The 17,603-nt window shown below is 56.8% G+C and carries 14 protein-coding genes; 3 read left to right on the top strand and 11 right to left on the bottom strand.

Features of this window, described 5'->3' with window-relative positions; all coding sequences use genetic code 11:
- The first annotated feature begins 5 nt into the window (after positions 1 to 5).
- Together thpD and Q354_RS0117165 are read left to right on the top strand one after the other, a co-directional pair.
- Complete coding sequence (gene thpD, locus Q354_RS0117170; RefSeq protein ID WP_027858673.1) at positions 6 to 929, top strand: ectoine hydroxylase; 924 nt, start codon at positions 6 to 8, stop codon at positions 927 to 929.
- Positions 930 to 1,004: 75 nt separating this feature from the next.
- Positions 1,005 to 2,432 (top strand): aspartate kinase, encoded by a 1,428-nt coding sequence (locus Q354_RS0117165; protein ID WP_027858672.1) that lies wholly within the window; start codon positions 1,005 to 1,007, stop codon positions 2,430 to 2,432.
- A 342-nt stretch (positions 2,433 to 2,774) separates the two neighbouring features.
- On the opposite strand, the gene Q354_RS0117160 is transcribed toward Q354_RS0117165, so the two are convergent.
- The 8 genes from Q354_RS0117160 to Q354_RS0117130 all read right to left on the bottom strand — a co-directional run bounded on the left by Q354_RS0117160 (position 2,775) and on the right by Q354_RS0117130 (position 12,600).
- Positions 2,775 to 3,128, bottom strand: coding sequence for a BCCT family transporter (locus Q354_RS0117160; protein ID WP_245601079.1), 354 nt, complete (start codon positions 3,126 to 3,128; stop codon positions 2,775 to 2,777).
- Between the two features lie 38 nt (positions 3,129 to 3,166).
- A complete protein-coding gene (locus tag Q354_RS0117155; RefSeq protein WP_027858670.1) occupies positions 3,167 to 4,666 on the bottom strand; it encodes an aldehyde dehydrogenase family protein in 1,500 nt (499 codons plus the stop codon).
- A gap of 308 nt (positions 4,667 to 4,974) precedes the next feature.
- Positions 4,975 to 6,324, bottom strand: a complete 1,350-nt coding sequence (locus Q354_RS26285) for a lyase family protein (RefSeq protein ID WP_036230345.1) — start codon at positions 6,322 to 6,324, stop codon at positions 4,975 to 4,977.
- Positions 6,325 to 6,567: 243 nt separating this feature from the next.
- Positions 6,568 to 7,203, bottom strand: a complete 636-nt coding sequence (locus tag Q354_RS0117145; protein WP_027858669.1) for a DsbA family protein — start codon at positions 7,201 to 7,203, stop codon at positions 6,568 to 6,570.
- On the bottom strand, positions 7,200 to 7,655 hold the full coding sequence (locus Q354_RS0117140; RefSeq protein WP_027858668.1) for a disulfide bond formation protein B: 456 nt from the start codon (positions 7,653 to 7,655) through the stop codon (positions 7,200 to 7,202). Before Q354_RS0117140 ends, Q354_RS0117145 begins: the two co-directional genes overlap by 4 nt.
- 82 nt (positions 7,656 to 7,737) lie before the next feature.
- Positions 7,738 to 9,903: a DUF3427 domain-containing protein gene (locus tag Q354_RS26280; protein WP_211252281.1), complete on the bottom strand. Its 2,166-nt coding sequence runs from the start codon at positions 9,901 to 9,903 to the stop codon at positions 7,738 to 7,740.
- Positions 9,816 to 10,880, bottom strand: a complete 1,065-nt coding sequence (locus Q354_RS28590; RefSeq protein WP_211252280.1) for a phospholipase D-like domain-containing protein — start codon at positions 10,878 to 10,880, stop codon at positions 9,816 to 9,818. The genes Q354_RS26280 and Q354_RS28590 overlap by 88 nt, the downstream gene beginning before the upstream one ends.
- Positions 10,881 to 10,971: 91 nt before the next feature.
- Entirely contained in the window at positions 10,972 to 12,600 is a 1,629-nt protein-coding gene (locus Q354_RS0117130; protein WP_169828905.1) for a sensor domain-containing diguanylate cyclase, read from the bottom strand.
- Positions 12,601 to 13,057: 457 nt separating this feature from the next.
- On the opposite strand from Q354_RS0117130, the gene Q354_RS27555 reads away from it, so the two are divergent.
- Entirely contained in the window at positions 13,058 to 14,668 is a 1,611-nt protein-coding gene (locus Q354_RS27555; protein WP_027858666.1) for a GGDEF domain-containing protein, read from the top strand.
- A gap of 59 nt (positions 14,669 to 14,727) precedes the next feature.
- Here Q354_RS27555 and Q354_RS0117120 read toward each other — a convergent pair whose 3' ends face one another.
- The 3 genes from Q354_RS0117120 to rimK are packed head-to-tail and all read right to left on the bottom strand — an operon-like array spanning position 14,728 to position 17,601.
- The gene (locus Q354_RS0117120) at positions 14,728 to 15,618 is read right to left on the bottom strand and encodes a mechanosensitive ion channel family protein (RefSeq protein WP_211252279.1); all 891 of its coding nucleotides are present in this window, start codon (positions 15,616 to 15,618) and stop codon (positions 14,728 to 14,730) included.
- A 13-nt stretch (positions 15,619 to 15,631) separates the two neighbouring features.
- Entirely contained in the window at positions 15,632 to 16,690 is a 1,059-nt protein-coding gene (locus Q354_RS26270; protein WP_211252278.1) for a succinylglutamate desuccinylase/aspartoacylase family protein, read from the bottom strand.
- A 5-nt stretch (positions 16,691 to 16,695) separates the two neighbouring features.
- Positions 16,696 to 17,601, bottom strand: coding sequence for a 30S ribosomal protein S6--L-glutamate ligase (rimK, locus tag Q354_RS0117110; RefSeq protein ID WP_027858664.1), 906 nt, complete (start codon positions 17,599 to 17,601; stop codon positions 16,696 to 16,698).
- Between the last annotated feature and the right edge of the window lie 2 nt (positions 17,602 to 17,603).

Raw genomic sequence — 17,603 nt, 5'->3', positions numbered from 1 at the left:
GAAGGATGTCAGCCAGCGATCACAACAGCACCGGGCGCGAAGATCACTATCCGTCACGGCAGGGAGCGGCAGCGCACTTTGTTGAACGCCGCGATCCGACCATCCATGCCCCGCTGCTGAATCACGGCCCGCTCAGCAGCCAGCAACTGGCCAGCTATAGCGAAAACGGCTTCCTGATCCTGGATCAGCTGTTTGCGGCGCAAGAGCTGGAACAGCTGCAGCAGGAGCTGGCCCGGTTGCGTGACGACAGTCAGCTGCGCCAGAGCCCGGAGGCGATCACCGAACCGGACAGTGGCGAGTTACGCTCGCTGTTCCGCATCCACCAGAGCAGCGACCGCTTCCGCCAGCTGGCGCAAGATCCGCGCCTGGCCGAGATCGCCCGCTTCCTGCTTAACGACGAGGTCTATATCCACCAGTCGCGCCTTAACTACAAGCCCGGCTTTCGCGGCAAGGAGTTCTACTGGCACTCCGACTTCGAGACCTGGCATGTGGAAGACGGCATGCCGCGGATGCGCGCCCTGAGCATGTCGATCACCCTGACCGAAAACCTGCCACACAACGGTTCGCTGATGCTGATTCCCGGCTCTCACCGCCTGTTTGCCGCCTGCGAGGGGCAGACGCCGGAAAACCATTATGAGAAGTCGCTGAAGAAGCAGGAATATGGCGTCCCGAGCGACAGCCAGCTACAGCAGCTGGCGCAGCGTGGCGGCATCGTCACGGCCACCTGCAAGCCGGGCAGCGTGATTATCTTTGACTGCAATGTGATGCACGGCTCCAACAGCAATATTTCGCCGGACCCGCGCTCCAACCTGTTCTTCGTCTACAACGCCCTCAGCAACCGGGTACAGGCCCCCTTCTGCGACCGCCCCGCGCGGCCGGAACATATCTGCAGCCGCAGCACCATCACCGCGCTGCGACGGACGGATTAGCAGGCCCGGCAGGAAACAACGGGGGCAGGAAACAACTGCGGCCAGCCCATTCCAGACACCCATCAGCAAAAGACTATGCATACCGTAGAAAAGATCGGCGGCACCTCGATGTCGGACTATGAATCGGTCCGCGACAATATCATCAACGCAGGGCCCAGCCCCTACCAGCGCATCTTCGTGGTCTCCGCCTATGGCGGCATCACCGACCAGCTGCTGGAACACAAGAAAAGCGGCCAGCCCGGCATCTACGGCCTCTTCGCCAGCAGCATGGAAGAGCGCAGCTGGCACAGCGCCCTGGCGGCGCTGGAAGCCCGGATGTGCAGCATCAACCTGGCACTGTTCGGCGACACCCCGCTGCTGGCAAAAGCCAACCGCTTCCTGAAAGAGCGGATCCAGGATGCCCGCAGCTGCCTGGGCAACCTGCACAGCCTCTGCATGCACGGCCATTTTGCACTGGAATCGCACCTGGCCACCGTGCGCGAGATGCTGGCCAGCATCGGCGAGGCCCACAGCGCCTGGAATACCGCCCAGCTGCTGCAGCGCGACGGCGTCAACGCCCGTTTTGTCGACCTCACCGGCTGGAATACCGATCGCCACCTGCCGCTGGATGAACGTATCCGCAACGCCTTTGCCGATATCGACCTGGCGCAGCAACTGCCGATCGTCACCGGCTATGCCCACAGCGAAACCGGCCTGATGTCCTCCTTCGACCGCGGTTACAGCGAGATGACCTTCAGCCGCCTGGCGGTACTGACCGGCGCCCGAGAAGCCATTATCCACAAGGAGTTTCACCTCAGCAGCGCCGACCCGCGCTTAGTGGGCGAAAGCCAGGCCGTGCCGATCGGCCGCACCAACTACGATGTCGCCGACCAGCTGGCCAACCTGGGAATGGAAGCGATCCATCCCAAGGCCGCCAAGGGCCTGCGCCAGCATCAGGTACCGCTGCGGGTGAAAAACACCTTCGAGCCAGAACACAGCGGCACCCTGATCACCGGCGACTATGTCAGCGACACCCCCTGCGTCGAGATTATCGCCGGTCGCAAGGGCGTCTATGCGCTGGAGCTGTTCGACCAGGATATGGCCGGCAATATCGAAAGCTACGATCAGGAAGTGATCGCCACCATCAAGCGCTTTAAGGCCTCGACCATCGCCCGCGATATGAATGCCAACAGCCTCACCCTTTACCTCAGCGCCAACCTGAAAACCGTCAAGCGGATCCGCGCCACCCTCTCCGAGCGCTTTCCCGAAGCGGAGCTGGACCAGCGTAAGGTGGCGATCGTCTCGGCGGTCGGCAGCGATATGCAGATCCCCGGCATTCTCGCCGATGCGGTCAGCGCCCTGGCGAAAAACAGCATCAGCATCCTGGCGTTGCACCAGTCAATGCGCCAGGTCGATATGCAGTTTGTGGTTGAGGAAAAGGACTACGACCGGGCTGTCAGAAGCCTGCACCAGGCCCTGGTGGAAGTTCACGACCATGGCCGCGCCATCTGCCTGGCATCCTGAGCCACAGGCGAAAAAAAGCCCCGCAGCGCGGGGCGAAGTTGCACTTCACAACAGAGTAGAAGCAAGAACCATAGGGGTGCCAACCCACCGTAGCCGCTACCGACAGGCTACAGTGTCCAACAGCAGAGCCTGGATACCGACAGGCAGAAGATTCCCGCCTGGTGCAACCGGCAGCAGAGCGGCAAAGTGTCTGCGAAGCCACTTCACAAAAAACAGCACGCTGCTACTGCCTGAAGGCGGACCGCTTGCACGGTACCGCCTTAGGCGAGAAGTGGCGGTCACAACACCGCCGGGGGAAGGGAAGCCGGTAACGCATTTCCCTCCCTGTCGACAGGGCTTAGCTTAAGACGCAGCCCCCTGCGCCGCCGAGGTCTGGCTTGCCGGCTGGCCGCTCTCCAGCGCAGCCAGCGCGTCCTGTTTCAGCTCAACGGTCTGGCCGTTGACCTCCACCCGCTGTGCCATCTTGATGAAGGCAAAGGCAGACGCCACCACGATCAGCATGCCCGGCACACCGGACAGATTGAACAGCATCTTCACACCGTTAACGCCGATATAGCTGGCACTGATCCAGGCCACGAAGGCGATCGCGCTACCCCAGCAGGCTTTTACCCACAACGGGGATTTCAGGTGCTCGGCATCCACTCCCTTGGTGCAGAGGCCACCGATGGCATCGGTGTTGGAGTCCGCTGCTGTGATAAAGGTGATAAAGCAGGCGAAGATAAACAGCGCGCTGATCAGGCGTCGCCGTAGTAAACCCAGACACCCTTGTTCTTGGTGTAGGACGCCAGCGAGTGGATCGCCATCTCCTTACCCCAGCCGCTCTGCTTGAAGCCGCCGAACGGGGCCGCCAGGCCGTAGCAGCCATAACGGTTGATAAACAGCATACCGGCGTCCAGCTGCTCCGCCACACGATGAGCGCGGGAAACGTCAGCGGTATAGATACCTGCCGCCAGGCCGTACTCAGTGCTGTTAGCGATCGCGACCGCTTCCTCAGTGGTGTTGAAACGGATGCAGCTCAGTACCGGACCAAAGATCTCTTCCTGGGCGATACGGGCATTCGGATCCACATCGGAGAAGATGGTCGGACGGATAAAGAAACCGTTGGCGTTGTCGCCTTCGGTATCGGCATAACCACCGGCAACCAGATTGGCTTCAGTCTTACCGATCTCGATATATTCCATGATCTTGTTGAACTGGACTTCGTTGCACTGCGGGCCCTGGTCAACGCCTTCCGCCAGCGGATCGCCACACTTGATCGCTTCCGCCTTGGTGATCAGCTTATCCAGCACGTAGTCGTAGATGCTGTCGTGGATCAGGAAGCGGGTCGGCTCAGAGCACTTCTCGCCCTTGTGGGAGAACATCACGGTGAAGGCACGGTCGATAGCGCCGTCCAGGTCCGGGGTGTCTTCGAAGAAGATGCATGGCGACTTGCCGCCCAGCTCCAGCGTCGCCGCTTTCAGGTTGGAGGCACCGGAGTTCTGCACGATCTTGCGGCCAACGCCGGTGCTGCCGGTGAAGGAGACCTTGTGTACGTTGTGGCTCAGGGTCAGCTGGTTGGCGTTCTTGCCATCGGTCAGCAGCATGTTCAACACACCGGCCGGGATATCCAGCTCACGGTCGATCAGCTCCATCAGGAAGATGGTGGTCAGCGGCGTGTACTCGGACGGCTTGATGATCACCGTGTTACCCATCGCCAGGGCCGGCGCGATCTTCAGGCTCGCCTGATACAGCGGGAAGTTCCACGGTGCGATCAGGCCGCAAACGCCGACCGGCTCCTGCAGGGTGTAGTTAAGGAAGCCATCTTCCACCGGGGAGGTTTCGCCGTAGTACTTGTCGGTCCAGCCCGCGTAGTAGTCGAAGATATCGGCACAGGTCGGGATATCGTCGGCCATCGACTCAGAGAACAATTTTCCGTTAGGCAGGGTTTCCAGCAACGCCAGCTTCTCGACGTTTTCACGGATCAGGCGGGCGATCTCGCGCAGCAGGTTGGCGCGCTCGGTGCGGCTGACCTTGCTCCAGCTGCCAGCCTGGTGACGCTGGTTGGCGATCGCGGCGGTCTGCTCAACCTGGTCGGCATCGGCGATCGGGAAGCTGCACAGGGTTTCGCCGTTAGCCGGGTTCTTCACCGCCCAGCTCTCAGCGCTGGCGCCATCAACCCATTCACCGTTGATATACTGCTGCTTTGGCGTAGCCAGCCATTCCTGGGCCCAGGCCAGTGGAATATTGTTGCTCATTTCATGTTCCTGTTCTGAATAATTGTGTTTGCGGGACACGAATATGTTTTCCCGCTGGCCACTCGCCGGGGAAAAGCATAAAACTTCGATGCACAGGCGGCGCTCAGCCAACCTTTTCATAGAGCCATCTTAGGAAGGGGCGCGCAGCGCCACAATTGACATTAGCGCACTCAAGACTGACAAAAACTCATGCTTGGCAACGCCCCGACAACTGGCACCTTGTAGCCTGGTGTTGAGCAGAGCGAAACCCACGGAAAACCACACAAAGCGGTGATGACTAAGAACCCTGACGCGACCGGAGGTTTCCGCTACTCGATAAAGCTACGGATCACCTCAAGATCGCCACCCGATTCCTTAAACACCTTAGAGGCAAACGAATAGCCCTTCTGCTGCTTAAGACGGATGATGGTCGGAATCAGGGTGTTTACATTGGCGTGGTTACGCTCGATATTCGGCTCGATACCGGCCAGACAGTGCCGCACGAACACCTCAATACCGCCCTGCAGCACTGACATTGCATCGAGAATGTTATTCACCACCAGCGCCTGCCAGGGACTGTAATCCAGCTCGCCATGGTCATGAGTCATCAGCGCGGTATGACAGCGGCCACTGGCCTGCATCGCACAGTGGATCAGGTATTCCGGGATGGTCGGATTCACCTTGCCCGGCATCGCCGAAGAGCCGGGCTGCACCGCAGGCAGGATCAGCTCCGACAGGCCGGTCTGCGGTCCCGAAGCCATCAGGCGGATATCCTTGGCGATGCGGATCAGGCCGCGCGCCAGCTGGTCCAGCCCACTCGCTACCCGGATCAGCTCATCATGGTTCTGCGAGGCATCAAACAGGTTGTCACTGCGGCGGTACTTATCGCTGCCCAGCACCGCATTCAGATGCTGCATCGAGTTGTCGAGAAACGCCTCGGAGCAGTCTCCCTTACGGCCGATAATATTGCCGCCCAGATTCACCGCATAGAGTGCCTCCACATCGGCGGCCAGACGGTCACGGTTGCGCTTCACAAGGCTGGCATAACCGCTGTAAAAGTCGCCGTAGCTGATCTCCACCGCATCCTGCAGGCAGGTGCGGGAGATCTTCTGCACATGCTGCCAGCTTTCAGCCTGGTCATCGAAGGTCGCAGCCAGCAGATCCAGCGCCCCCTGCATCCCCTGCCACTGGCTGATCACCGCCATATGGCAGGCGCTGCTCTGGGCATCGGAGGTGGAATTATTCAGGTTAGCGTGATCATTGGGATGCACCGGAGCATAGCTGCCCGGTGGCTGGCCAAAGTGATCGCGGTTGGCCAGGTTAGCGATCACCTCGTTGACGTTCATATTGGTGGAGACACCGCCACCACCGTGGAAGGCGTGTACCGGAAACTGATCCCGCGGCATTTCGGCCAGCAACCGATCGATCGCCGCCAGCATTGCCCCGGCAATGTCAGCCGCCAGCTCGCCATTTTCCAGGTTAGCCAGGGTTGCCGCCTGCTTCACCTGCAGTATCGCCCGCAGCAGCTGTGGATAATCCGCCAGCGACTTTTCGCCCTTGAGTGGATAAAGATCGATCGCGCGCTGGGTCTGGCCACCATAAAGCGCATCCACAGGCACTTTTACCGGCCCGATCAGGTCGGTCTCAATACGATATCCAGCGTTATCCCCAGCACCCATAGCGTTCTCCCCGTTCGGATTTCAGAGCCAATGATTCAGGCTCGATCAAACGGCATTCCGGCAACAGCCACAAACGACTATTTCGCATTCAGCTATGACAAAAACTCAGGGGCGGATCATCCTCCCAGTGGATAACATACTTATGCACAGCGTGGATCGCCGGGCGGCGAAAACAACAAAGCCACCCGGGTCAGGGGCGACTTATTGTCAGGCAGTGGATAACTTAAGTTGTGAACAGCCGGATTACTGCGCCAGCTCGCTTTGTACCAACTTAACCAGCGGTTCGACGCCAAAGGTCAGCAACGGCTTGCCATTGACGAAGAAGGTCGGCGTCTTCTCCACCCCCACCGCCTCAACACCCGCAGCATCCTGCGCCAGCACCGCGCTGATCTCCGCTGACATCATCACCGCCCGCGCCTGCTTAATATCCAGCCCGACCAGCGCCGCCGCCTCCCAGGCCTTGGACAGATCCGGCGCACCATGCGATGCCCACTGCGACTGACGCGCCAGCACCACCTCCAGTACCGGCAGGAACAGCTCCTGACGTCGCGCCGCTTCCAGAATCCGCACCACCTCATCAGAACCCTGATGGAAGGTGGTGTAACGCAGCACCAGACGCACATCGTCGGGATACTGCGCCATGATCTGCTTCACATAAGGATAGATCGCCCGGCAGGTCTCGCAGGCCGGATCAAAGAACTCCACGATCGTCACCCTGGCATCGGCAGGCCCCAGCGACGGCGAGTAGCTACGCTCCAGCAATTGCGCCTCAACCTGAGTGCCCTGGGATGTCTGATGCTGCTGCCACCAGATCGCCGCAGCGGCAAAGGCGACAATCGCCAGTACCGTAATCGATAAAACCAGTTTCTGTCGCGTCATACTTCATTCCTCCGGGTTGCGCGCAGCTTAAGATCAAAACAGAGCAGGGCCGTGATAGCCGCAAAGGCCAGCACCGCCAGATAAGGGATCGGCAGCACGCCAAACAGCGTCATCCCCTCGCCCGAGCAGTCGCTACCCTGGCTACAAGGCACCAGCGGTGCCTCAATCAGGCCGCCGTACAACAGCGAATGGTAACCGGCGATAACAAATCCGATCAGCGCCAGCGGCACAGCATAGGCATGCACCGCGCTATCATTGCGCATCACCGCCACGCCCAGAATCAACGCCAACGGAAACATGCAGATACGCTGATACCAGCACAAGGTACAGGGCATCTGCCCCATCACCTCACCAATAAACAACGCCGCCAGCGTAGACAGCAGCGCCAGCAGCCAGGCGATCAGCAGCCAGCCAGAACCCGCCCCGGCAACCTTAGTTTGTTGCTCAGTCATTCAAGACCATCCTGAAATTTGAAAAGTGGCGCTATTGTAAAAGCTATAGGGGCTGGAGGTTCAAGCACTTCTGTCTGACCGCCTAAGCTGAAGCGAGCTTTGCGGCTTCCTTCCATAAGAAAGTAGGCATCGGGTAATCGAGTTGCCAAGTGATACTCATCGGCTGACTACCCGTGTGCGAAACGTAGCGAACCTCACCAAAGTTAACAAACCCCATAGTGCGACGGTTTTCGTCTTCTGCTTGCTCACGAACAAACAGGAAGATTCGTTTACCAGGTTCAGCCTGCTCAATGTAACTCAAACCCTTGCCACGCTCAGGCCTAGCACTGTTCTGGGATTGCCAATGGAACAGCCTCTCACTGATAGCGTAATCGTGATACATAGTGGTGGGCGAAAACTGCTTTTCACATTTATTCAATGTGACAAAGAGCAGCTCAATATTCTGATCCTGTATTACCAGAACGCCCTCACGGGCCGTCGACTGTTTTTCGAACGTCGACACGCCAAAGCCCACCAAGATCTGTTCACGGGCATAGCGTGCATGCAGCTGTAGAGGATTACCTACCATTGAGGGCATCGGCAGCTGCTCATGATGAATCCGATTGATCAGTAGTGTTAAGACATCACTGAGTTCTCCTCGCAATTCGTCATTGTCGAGGGCCTTCAGGCTCTGCTGCAAAGAGGCAAACTCGCCCTTGTCGCCGTTGCATTGCCAGAAATCGTAATGGCACATCAACGCCATGGTTTGATCCATCTCTGGTGTCAGCTCAAAATGCTGATCACACAACTGCCTTAAGAAGCTTAAATAGCCGAAGCAGTCACAGCTCAGTAAACGGGTATTAATCGCTCGACGATACGCTTTGCGCACAGACTCGCTGGACGCTTCACCAACCTCATTCGCCTTCGCGGCTGAAACCAGCTCAGACCAACTGCCAATTTTATAAACATCTTCTAAAGAAACATTGGGATTGAGCTTGAGAAAGTTCTGCAATGCCAGTGGAAGATCAGAGTGGCTATCAAAGCTTCGAATCAATCCCAGCAAGCGGTTTTTGTTCACTGTCGCTTGGCGAATATTCCGTAAGATCAATTCTTGGGTTTGCTTGGTCAGCTCAATCCGACATCCCAAAGGGGCATGTGGAAAACCTTGTTGTATTTCTCTGCTGATCGCCTGATTGGTCTTACCCACTAAAGCGCGAAATTTCTGCGAGAAGTCATACTCGGGGCGGGAGTTGCCGACAAAATCGAGTACTGTGCAACAGTCTTTATCGTCCGCTAAACGTAAGCCTCGGCCTAGCTGCTGTAAGAAAATAGTCAGACTCTCAGTGGGTCGCAGGAAGAGCAAGGTATCGACTTCCGGGATATCAACACCCTCATTGAAGATATCCACCACAAACAGTACGTTAATCTCGCCTGATCTAAGCGCCTGCTGCTTGGCCTGACGCTCCTGACTATTGTCACTGGTCAGAATGTCACAGCGTACATTCTTGATCAGAAACTGCTTGGTCATATAAGCCGCATGTTCGCGACTGACACAGAAAGCCAGTGCTTTGATCTTACTAAGCTCAGTCACCGTTTCGGCCAAGCTCTGGTAGATCTTCTCAACGCGCGCTTGATTATGCGTATAGAGCTTGGTGAGCTGAGCAATATCATAGCGCCCTTGCTTCCAGCTTATATCTCTAAGATCCGTATCATCATCAACCGCAAAGTACTGAAAAGGGCATAGGTGGCGGCGGTTAATCGCTTCAGGCAGACGCAGTTCAGCCGCGATCACACCACAAAAATCATTCAAGATATCACTGCCATCGTGGCGCTCCGGTGTCGCGGTAAGTCCGACCAGTATCTCCGGATCAAAAGCATCTAATACGGCTCGATAACTACTGGCTGCAATATGATGGACTTCATCAATCACAATATAGTCATAGAAATCAGCACTCAGGCGCATATTACTTAACTGGCTATTTGCCGTCTGTACGGACATGAATAGCTGGTTATAGTGCTGAGGCTTGGTATTACCCACCCACAGCTCCCCGAAGCCGGAGTTTTTTAGCACGCCTTGATAAGCAAGCCTTGCCTGTCTGAGAATTTCCTCACGATGGGCAATATATAGAAACTTCGCATCCGGCTTAGCTTTCAATAACCGAGCGAAGTCAAAGGCTGAGATTAACGTTTTACCGGTGCCTGTCGCCGCAACGACAAGGTTTCGATAGCGGTTATGCACATGCCGTTCAACTGAAAGTTGTTCGAGCATCTCTTGTTGATGAGGAAAAGGCTTAATATCAAAGTAATGTGATGGTTGATCCGTCTCGTGCCTTTCGCTTGCGCAAGGGCCTGAATGAGTTTTTGCTGGCTTTTTGCTTGACCGTCGAACGCTTCAAAGTCTGTTGATTGCCAGTAAGTTTCGAAGGTATTCAGGGACTTATCAATGATATGCGGAATCTCTTGTGAGGTGATTTTGAGATTCCACTCCAAGCCGCTGGTCAGTGCTGAGTGAGATAAATTTGACGAACCAATGTAACCGGTATGAAAACCGGTATCGCGCAGGAACAGGTAACTTTTCGCGTGCAGCCTTTCTCGTTGAGTATTATAGCTGAGCTTAACTTCGGTATTCGGGAGACTGGCTAAGAACTCTACCGCTTTGGCATCAGTGGCCCCCATATAAGAGGTGGTAATAACCTTCAGTTCGCGACCACTACGGGTGAAATCTTCAAGTTCTCGTCGAAAAATCCGAATACCCGCCCATTTGATGAAAGACACCAACCAATAAATTTTATCTGAAGATAGAATTTCTCGCTTTAGCTCTGTTTCAAGAGACAAACCCGCATTACTGCCACAAAAAAGCTCACTTTGCGTCAAACCCGTTAAAGGAAATACCTCTTTTACATACTGATCTAGACTGGCCGCAATTGGATTATCTAATTCATAAAGAGCTGTAAGAATTCGCCCCTGGGTATCGACTAGATTCTCCTCAATAAAGCCACTGTCAGCGACTTTATCTTTTAACCACAGTAACAACTGGTTCGAGAGCTCAATCTGTTGCGTTAATCGGCCTTCTCCTGAAGGCACCGCGCTAAGAGCATACTCCAATATCTGAGTCAGGAAGCGGGATAACCACACAGAGGCTTCCGCCGCCTCCAACGTGCGTTCTCCAATATAAAATTTCTGCTGGTCTAACTTTGATTGAAGCAACTGAGTGATCAGTTGTTCGTAAATACCGACTTGCTGCATGCGCTAACCGTTACCAATCCCTGTAAAAACTTAAACACTCAAACCGGACAAGGCGAGTGCACGACTACGCGCAGCAGTTTACATGCTCGCTCTACTCTTCTCTAACCAACTCAGCACACACCACCCGATCCCGCCCTTCGGCTTTTGCCCGGTACAGTGCGCGGTCGGCGCTTTTCACCACTTGCTCGAAGTTTTCCCCGTGCTGTGGGTAGCTGGCAATGCCGACAGAGAAGGTGCTGTGCCAGCCCTCAGGCAGCAGAGCAAAAGCAGCCTGGCAGTATTGATGACGCAGCTGTTCGGCTTTCCTGCGGGCGTCTTCGGTGGTGGTGGCAGGCATGGCGACGATAAATTCCTCACCGCCGTAGCGGCAGACCAGGTCGCTGCTGCGGCAGCCCTGCTGTAATACGTCGGCCAGCAGCTGCAGGACGTCATCGCCGGTCTGGTGACCCAGTTCGTCATTGATACGCTTGAAGTGGTCCATATCGATCAGCAGCAGGGTGAGCTGATCCCGGCGACTGGCGTCGGCGATCAGTTCCTGCCGGCTGGCATCGAGGTAACGGCGGTTATACAGCTGGGTCAGGGGATCACGGTTGGCCTGCTGGTGCAGCCGGTCGGTCAGCTGGGTGACCTGGGCCACCTGGTGTTGCAGCACCCGATTGGTATCGGTTAATTTGCGTTCCAGCTCCACCTGGTCGGTGATATCGGTGGCGATACCGATATAGGCATCGAGTTCGCCTTCGGCATTGCGCATCGGGACTTTTTCCGTCCAGAAGTGCTGCTCCCCCTGAGGAGCGTTAAAGCTTTCCAGTACCTTGACGGCCGCTCCCTGCTCAAACACCTGCCTGTCGGTGCGGTACATCTCCTCACCTTCAGCGCCGAGAATATCCAGCACGGTCAGTCCCAGTACCGCGTCTGCCGTGGCGCCAAACACCTGCTCGGTTTTGCGATTCATATAGGTAAAACGGCAGTCACGGTCTTTGATAAAGATGCAGGAGCCGACATTGTTGAGGATGGCGGTGAGCTTGGTTTCGCTCTGATAGAGCTGCTGCTGGATCAGCTTCTGGCCGCTGATATCGGTAGAGATACCAAACAGGCCATTGATATTGCCATCCTGGTCATAGAGGGGCTTTTTGACCGTCAGATAAGTGCGGTATTCATCCAGTGGCGGGATATAAACAATCTCTTCCCGGCGGATCACCTGCCCGCCCTCAATCACCTGGCGGTCGCTCTCTTCGATCAGTTTTCTGGCACTTTGCTCACCAAAGAACCGGTCGTCGGTACAACCGACAATCTGGCTCATGGGCTGGCCGAACAGCTCGCATACCTCATGATTGGCAAAGGTGTAACGGTAGTTATTGTCTTTGCAGTATACGTACGCCCCCAGGCTGTCGATGATATGGCTGAAGCTCTGCAGGTCCTGAGTCAGGCTGCCGGGCTGGCTGAGCATAATCACCAGGCAGTGACCTTCGGGATGGCTGATCGGGGAGTATTCACAACACAGCCGGCAGCCACCGAAGCCGATCTCTTTGCGACCGGCAACAGCAGGCTGATTCAGCTGGAGGGCGATTTCAGGGTTCCAGAACGGGGCTTTAGTCAGGTCGGGATCACTAATGCCGAGCAGTTGCTGAGCCGCGCTATTGGCCTGCACTGATTGCCCTTCAGCTCCGTTCAGTACCAACAGCGGTTGTTTGAGCTGTAGGAACAATTCTGAGGTTACCACGTCCATCACCTGCTTTATCGTTGCCCGTTCTGATGCGACCGGACGGTCTGCTTAATATCATTTAGGCTTCTGATCCTACCCGAGTTTTTTATTGAGTGCTCTTTTGAGTACCCTGAAGACACTACATCTTATTACAGTCCGATGACTTAATTTGAGCAATATCAATAGATTAGCCAACGAAATCACCCTGCCCGGGCCACGCCCGGATGACCTGCGATCACAGTGGCATTCCGTCTGCTTAACGATTCAGGCAGTCATAACAACTATGCCACCGCCGGATAAAGCCCTGCCGCGTCAGATGGTGGGTGCTAGCGGCGGCTCAGAATAAACCCAGCGGCCTGATTGTCGGTTTCCTAACCGAAGTCAACGCTTGCTCAATAATCCAATACTTCAGCCGATAGACAAGCCTGACCTGTTACCACAAAGTTGCCCCTGACCTGATTACAAGGACTGTTACGTGATATTCGCTAAAGATGATTGGAAGCTGAAATACCAGGATCTGGCAAAGGAGTTTCGCACTCTGGAGCGCGCTGCCAAGCGACGCGAAACGGCTTCTCATCACCGCCAGGAGATTATGCAGCAGGTGATCCGCCGGCTGGTGCTGGAAGCGCAGGGCCAGGAGCAGCGACTGGACACGCGACTGGAAGAACTCCTGCTGGCGCTGGACAGCGGTGAAACGGCGCCGCTGAAGAAAGCGGCCCGCAAGCTGGATAAGAGCCTGCGCCTGTCGCAGGACAAGCGCCGGGAGACCGCCGAGCAGCTGCTGGTCTCTATCCGCCGCTGGATCAGTGAGCTGAAGGCCCTGAGCCAGCAAGAGCTGACCAGCAACGCTCTGGAAGCGGCAAAAAACCGCAGTATCGGCGCGGTGCATCATTACTACGAACTACCCTCCCTGCTTGGCTGCATCGTTAAACTGCAGGGGGAGATCATGGACGGAATGGCCGACCCGGACTCCCCCTATATGATGCTGGCCCGGGGCGGCTTGATGGATGAGGATACCCAGTCGATACTGCGTCAGGTCGCCACCGAGCTGCTCGACCTGATCGATGGCCTGCACCTGAACAGTCGCTACCGGCAGGATGCGCTGCAGCTGATCGGCGAACTGGAAGCAGATTTTGAGCTGTCGCAGTTACCGCCGCTGATGCACCGGGTGATCACTCTGGTGGTGCAGAGCAACCAGAGCGTCAGCGAGGAATTTGAGCACTACCTGCTGGATATCGGCGACCAGCTCACGGGGATGCATAACGCCCTGTCACGGGACTTTCAGATCGCGCAGAATGACAGCCAGCGCCGCCTGCTGTTCAGCCAGCAGATGCAGGACAATTTCAGCGCCATGAATACGGCAACGGTCAATGGTGCCAGCCTGCCACAGCTGAAAACAGCGATCGCCGAAAAACTGTCACAGATGCAGAAAAGCGTTACCCAGCTGAAGAGTGACGAGGTTACGCGCCAGCAGGAATCCAACCGTCGCCACCAGAAACTGGTCGCGCAGATGAACAGCATGGAGGAGGAAGCGCGTCAGACTATGCTGCAGATCGAGGAGGAGCGGCTGCGCTCCCGGGTCGATCCGCTGACCAAGCTGGCCAACCGCACCGCCTATAACGAACGTATCCAGCAGGAACTCAGGCGCCTGCCGGAACTGGGCGATACCCTGACGCTGGCGGTGTGCGATATCGATCACTTCAAGCAGGTGAACGATAACTACGGTCACCTGGCCGGAGACAAGGCTCTGCGCCTGATGGCCAATATACTCACCGACACCCTGCGTAAAAGCGATTTTGTCGGCCGTTACGGCGGCGAGGAGTTTGTGCTGATTTTACCGGCAACGCCGGCGCTGGAAGCGGCTCACCTGCTGGAAGGTGTACGTGAAGCCGTCGCCGCCTCGCCATTTAACTTCAGCGGCCAGCCGGTACCGATCACCATCTCCATCGGCCTTACCGAAGCGGCGTTCAGCGACAACAGCGACACCCTGTTCGCCCGTGCCGACGAGTTGCTCTATAAGGCCAAGCGCGAGGGCAGAAACCGGCTGTGCAGTGATATTGAAGGCATTCTGAGCAGTCAAAGCTGACCGGCGGCAGCGCTAAACTTTAGCGCCCCGCCGTTGCGGCCGGGGCGCCATATAGCCGCTTAACCCGCGACGGCAACCGCCACCTCCTCACGGCGCAGACGACGTATCTCCTGCGCTGCGTACCAGAGCTGCATAAAGTCGCGGGTGATCTTCTGCTCGATCTCCAGCGCCTGGTCAGACGGACAGAAGATGGTGATGTACATCCGGTTGCGGCCATTCTCGGTGGTCGACACCATCGCCGACGGTGCCGGACCGGCGATGGTCACATCCAGCCGCTTTTCGATCAGGCTGTTATAGCGATTCGCCACATCATAAAAACCTTCACAGTGCTTGGTCGCCCGTACCAGCAGCTCATCCATAAAGGAGAACAGATCTACGCTCTGGTCCCGGGTGATGGCAAAGGTATGGGTGGCATAGCGCTTCAGGAAGTTGAGGTTCTTGATCGAGCTGGACAGCAGCATATTGTTCGGCAGGTAGAGCGTCTTGCCGGTATGGCTGTACGAGCTGATATCCACTTCCAGCAGGGTCAGCTTGGCCCAGTCAGTCTCTGTTACCTCGCCGCTGTAATCGCCGACCTGAATCCAGTCGCCCACCTGAAACGGACGGGCGGCAAAGATATAGATAAAGCCGATAATGCACTGGATAAACTCCCGGGTCGCAATCACAAAGGCCACCACAAAGGCCGCCACCGAGAGGGCGAACTTCTGCAGCTCATCCGACCAGTACAGGAACAGGCCGATCACCAGCGTGATGTTGATCAGGTTCTTGATAATATTGATCGCATGACGCCGGTCCTGACCGGCCTGCTTGCTGCGCAGGCGGAGAAATGCCGACAACTTGATCTTAAATCCGCTTACCAGGGCAATGACTGCAACGGTGACAAGCAGTTTGTGCTGCAGCAGCATGCCCCGCACATCAATTCCTTCGACAAAAAAGCTAAAGTTTTCCAATTTAATCCACTCGTTAACCGCTGTTTTCGGGTAAAGCCTCCGTCTGATCGAAGGCATATTCTGTATCGCCCAGTGTCTCACGAAATGCCTCGACACTGCGTTCTGCACCGCCCAGGGTTTCAAAACGCGCTACATGGAACAGCGCATCGCCCTCATTGACCAGCGGTATGTTGTTGCGACCGATAATAATACCGGCCCAGGGTGCCAGCACTGACTGCTCCTGCGGACTGAACGGTGACGCAATTGTCGCCAGCTGATCACCGACCTTAACCCGCTGTCCCAGCTGGGCAATAAAACGGCAGGTGCCATCCAGCTCGGCCCGCACCCAGCCCGAAGTCCGGGCTTCTTCACACAGGATCTTATTCTTGCGCCGCACCGGCGGCAGCATCTGCAGGTCACGCATCACGTTAATCACCCCGGCCAGGCCGGTCTTGATAGCGTAATCGTTAAAGCGCAGCGCTTCACCTGCTTCATAGAGAATCAGCGGGATACCGGCGTCATCGGCACAACCGCGCAGCGAACCGTCGCGCAAAGCGGCGTTCAGCATCACCGGGGCACCGAAGCTCTCCGCCATCTGCCGCACCACCGGATCATCCAGGTTGGCCCGCACCTGCGGCAGGTTGCTGCGATGTACCGCCCCAGTGTGCAGGTCGATCACATGGCTGCTCTTGTGCAGCACCTCTTTGACAAAACAGTTGGCAAAGCGCGCGCCCATCGAGCCCCGTTCGCTGCCGGGAAAGCAGCGATTGAGGTCGCGGCGGTCCGGCATATAGCGCGAGTGGTGCAGGAAACCGAAGATATTCACCACCGGTACGATAATCAGGGTACCTCGCAGGCGCTCCAGCGCCTGACGTTTCATCAGCTGGCGGCAGATCTCGACGCCGTTCAGCTCATCGCCGTGGATCGCGGCACAGACCAGCAGCACCGGCCCGTCCTTACGGCCGTGAATCACCTCCGCCACCAGTTCAAGATGGGTATGGGTGTAGAGCCGGCCGATATCCAGTGCCACCGTGGCGCGGTTGCCAGGCTCGATTGTCTGCCCGGCGATCTCAAATGCAGCCCGCTTCGCCATCTTCATTACCCCTTGCCCCGAGTACGGGTGCGGTTAGCTCGGGCATTTTTTTCGATAAATGCAATGATGCCACCCGCCACATCCTTGCCAGTCGCCTTTTCGATCCCCTCCAGTCCCGGGCTGGAGTTTACTTCCAGCACCAGCGGTCCGCGAGACGAACGCAACAGGTCAACCCCGGCCACATTCAGCCCCATGGTTTTCGCCGCCCGCACAGCCACGGCCCGCTCTTCCGGGGTAATCCGCACCAGCGCGGCCGAACCGCCACGGTGCAGGTTAGAACGGAACTCCCCGTCCGGGGCCTGACGCTTCATTGAGGCCCAGACCCGGTCGCCGATCACCAGGCAGCGGATATCGGCCCCTTTAGCCTCATCGATATACTCCTGCACCATGATGTTGGCTTTCAGCCCCATAAAGGCCTGCAGGACACTTTCGGCCGCCTTGCGGGTTTCCGCCAGCACCACACCGATGCCCTGAGTGCCTTCCAGCAGTTTAATCACCACCGGCGGGCCGGAGTTCATATCCAGCATATCGGGAATATCACCCGGCTTGTTGGCAAAGCCGGTGATCGGCATATCGATCCCCTTACCGGCCAGCAGCTGCATAGAGCGCAGCTTATCGCGGCTGCGGGTGATCGCCACAGACTCGTTCAGCGGGTAGACCCCCATGGTCTCAAACTGACGCAATACCGCTGTGCCATAAAACGTTACCGATGCCCCGATCCGCGGGATGATGGCGTCGAAGTCCTCCAGCGCTTCGCCCTTGTAGTGGATGCTCGGCGTACGGGCGTTGATGTTCATGTAGCAACGCAGTGCATCGATCACCTGCACCTCATGTCCGGCCGCCTTAGCTGCCTCCACCAGACGCCGGGTGGAGTACAGTTTAGCGTTGCGCGAAAGGATACCAATTTTCATTT

It is taken from the genome of Marinobacterium jannaschii DSM 6295, assembly GCF_000620085.1.
Classification (GTDB): domain Bacteria; phylum Pseudomonadota; class Gammaproteobacteria; order Pseudomonadales; family Balneatricaceae; genus Pontibacterium; species Pontibacterium jannaschii.
Note: the sequence above shows the minus strand (reverse complement) of the source record. Positions and strands in the feature narration are given on the sequence as shown.